This window comes from Salinivibrio sp. MA427, assembly GCF_001996115.1.
Taxonomy (GTDB): domain Bacteria; phylum Pseudomonadota; class Gammaproteobacteria; order Enterobacterales; family Vibrionaceae; genus Salinivibrio; species Salinivibrio costicola.
Map to the genome: position 1 here is coordinate 1 of NZ_MUFH01000276.1, position 3,241 is coordinate 3,241.

Here is a 3,241-nt window from a genome sequence, read left to right on the forward strand (position 1 = left end):
GTAATTGCTCTAATTTGTTGGAATACAGGATCAACACAGTTGAAAATAGTTAAAAAGGCAGTGGCAGGGCTGCTCGCGTCGCGGCATATCAACCAATAAAAAAAGCCCCAGTCAGTATCCTGACTGGGGCTGCTGAATCAGCCAAATCCAATAACGTGAAACAAAAGGTCTGAAAGATAGAACATCTTACCTCTGTACCCTACGTTGATAACTGTATATCAATCACCCAGCCTTGAAAAGTATATTACGTAATTTTTTTTCATAAAAATACGCAAAAAAGAACGAAAATCACCATATATCAGTTGGATACTAAACAAAAAAAAGCCGAATTCGCATTCGGCTTTTTATACTAAAAGGTCGATATATAGATAAAAATCTTAAACTTAGTGGGCTTCTCCCCAGTTATCGCCAAATCCTGCCTCAGCGATTAAGGGCACATCAAGTACAGCCGCCGACTCCATCAATTTTCGTACTTGGCTTTCAACTTTGGACATAGATGACGTTTTTACTTCCAACACCAGCTCATCGTGAACTTGCATCACCAGACGCGCGTCATCCGCGGCGTTGGCCTGAATCCACTGATCAACCAATATCATTGCACGCTTAATAATATCGGCGGCGGTACCTTGCATCGGCGCGTTGATAGCCGCACGTTCGGCTCCTTTGCGACGCATGCCATTGCGTGATTTTATTTCAGGTAAGTACAAACGACGGCCAAAGATAGTCTCCACATAACCTTTTTCTGCGGCTTGCTCACGGGTGCTATCCATATATGCTTTCACGCCTGGATAACGATCGAAGTAGGTGTCCATGTAGGTTTGCGCTTCATGGCGACCAATACCAAGCTGGCGTGAGAGGCCAAAGGCACTCATACCATAAATCAAACCAAAGTTGATCGCTTTGGCGCGGCGACGCTGCTCACTGGTGACCTCATCAAGACTCACCCCCATCACTTCCGCCGCCGTGGCCGCGTGAATATCTTTGCCCTCACGGAACGCTTCTAACAAGGCTTTATCACCGGATAGGTGCGCCATAATCCGTAATTCGATCTGCGAGTAATCCACCGCTAAAATCGTATGCTCCGGTTCCGCGGTAAAGGCTTCACGAATACGGCGACCCTGCTCGTTCCGAATCGGGATATTCTGTAAGTTTGGATCGGTTGACGATAAACGCCCAGTGGCTGTGACCGCTTGATGATACGAGGTATGCACGCGGCCCGTTTGTGCATTAATCATGCGTGGCAGTTTATCTGTGTAGGTTGATTTGAGTTTCGCAAGGCCACGATACTCCAAGATACGCGCAGGCAACGGGTAATCGAGCGAGAGCTCTTGCAGTACTTCTTCATTGGTCGACGGGCTACCTGACGGGGTTTTCTTGACCACAGGCAGACCCATTTTCTCAAATAAAATCGCCTGTAATTGCTTCGGCGAGCTTAAGTTAAACTCTTCGCCGGCAATCTCAAACGCTTCACGCTCAAGTTCAATCAAACGGGTATGCAGCGCTTCTGATTGCGTCGTCAACTTGTCTTTGTCAATTAACACACCATGACGTTCCATGCGCGATAGCACACTGACTAATGGCATTTCATAAAACTCAAAAATGGTTTTTAACTTTTCGTCACTGGTGACTCGTCCAATCAAATACTGATGTAACCGTAGCGTAATGTCAGCATCTTCCGCGGCATAAGGTGCCGCTTGCTCAAGGGGGACTTGGTTAAAGGTCAGTTGTTTTTTGCCTTTCCCGGCAATGTCTTCGAAACTAATGCAGGTGTGCTGCAAGTAGCGCTCAGCGAGGCTGTCCATGTCATGGCGTCCCGCGACACTGTTGTACACGTACGACTCCAGCATGGTGTCATAGGCAATCCCTTTTAAGGTGATCCCGTGACGCGCAAACACACTGGCATCATACTTTAGATTTTGGCCGACTTTCGCCGCTGAAGGATCTTCCAGCCAAGGACGCAATACAGTGATCACATCTTCTAGCGATAGCTGCTCAGGCGCTTCAAGGTAATCATGGGCCACCGGTACATAAGCAGCTTCGCCTGGCGCGACCGCAAATGAAATACCAACCAGATTGGCTTCCATATAGTTAAGGCTATCGGTTTCCGTATCCACCGCCACCACGTCAGCTTGACGAATTTTCTCTAACCATGTTTCCAGTGACTCGCGCGTGAGTACGGTTTGATAATGATCACGATCGATACTGACTGCCTGCGATAAAGGCTCATCAGAGGTTGATTCCTCTGGCGCATCTCCCTCGTCGAGCTCTTTTAGCCAACGACGGAACTGTAAATCGCGATACATGGCCACCAAGGTGTCATTATCAGGTGCTTGCTTAATCAGTTGTTGCGGGGTGAAATCAAGCGCCACATCTAATTTGATAGTAGCCAACTGATAGGAAAGATAGGCGCCCTCTTTATTGTCCGTTAGCTTTTTTGCCATGCTCTTGGCGCCGCGGAAGCTCAGCTCAGCAATTTTATCCAGATTGGCGTAGATATCATCCAAGCCGCCGAGGTTGGCAATCAACGCCGTCGCAGTTTTATCGCCCACCCCCGGCACACCAGGAATGTTATCGACTTTATCCCCCATCAGCGCGAGATAATCAATAATATGCTCAGGACCAAAGCCATACTTATCACGCACCGCATCCGGGTCCATCACCACATTAGTCATGGTGTTGATTAAGGTGACATGCTCGTCCACTAATTGAGCCATATCTTTGTCGCCGGTGCTGATCAGTACCGGCATTCCGGCTTGTGAGGCCTGAGTGGCAAGTGTGCCGATAACGTCATCGGCTTCGACCCCCTCTACCGCAAGTAAAGGCAACCCCATTGCTTTAATGATCTTATGCAGGGGGGCTATTTGCCCACGTAAGTCATCTGGCATCGGTGGACGATTCGCTTTGTACTGTTCGTACATGTCATCGCGGAACGTCTTCCCTTTGGCATCAAAAATCACCGCGACATGAGAATGCGGGTATTGGCGCAATAAACTACGCAGCATATTCACCACACCATAGACCGCACCCGTCGGCTCACCTTCACTATTGGTGAGGCTGGGTGACGCATGGTAAGCCCGGTAAAGATAAGAGGATCCATCCACCAGGATGAGGGGGTTATCGGGAAGAGTTGCCATATCAGTATCTTGATTGCCAGTTAAACACGTTAGTCGTTAAGCATGCCACGAGTCGTGACCCCTGTTAACCATGGTTTTTCCCATCGCGTCGTCTATCTGTGGATAAC

1 protein-coding gene is annotated in these 3,241 nt (G+C 48.5%); it reads right to left on the minus strand.

What is annotated here, in order from left to right; translation table 11 throughout:
• Nucleotides 1-383: 383 nt before the first annotated feature.
• Complete coding sequence (gene polA / locus BZG79_RS13190) at nt 384-3,134, minus strand: DNA polymerase I (protein ID WP_077774630.1); 2,751 nt, start codon at nt 3,132-3,134, stop codon at nt 384-386.
• Between the last annotated feature and the right edge of the window lie 107 nt (nt 3,135-3,241).

Coding starts and splice junctions, on each gene's coding strand:
- polA (WP_077774630.1), bottom strand. CDS start 3,134: ATGGCAACTCTTCCCGATAACCCCCTCATCCTGGTGGATGGATCCTCT.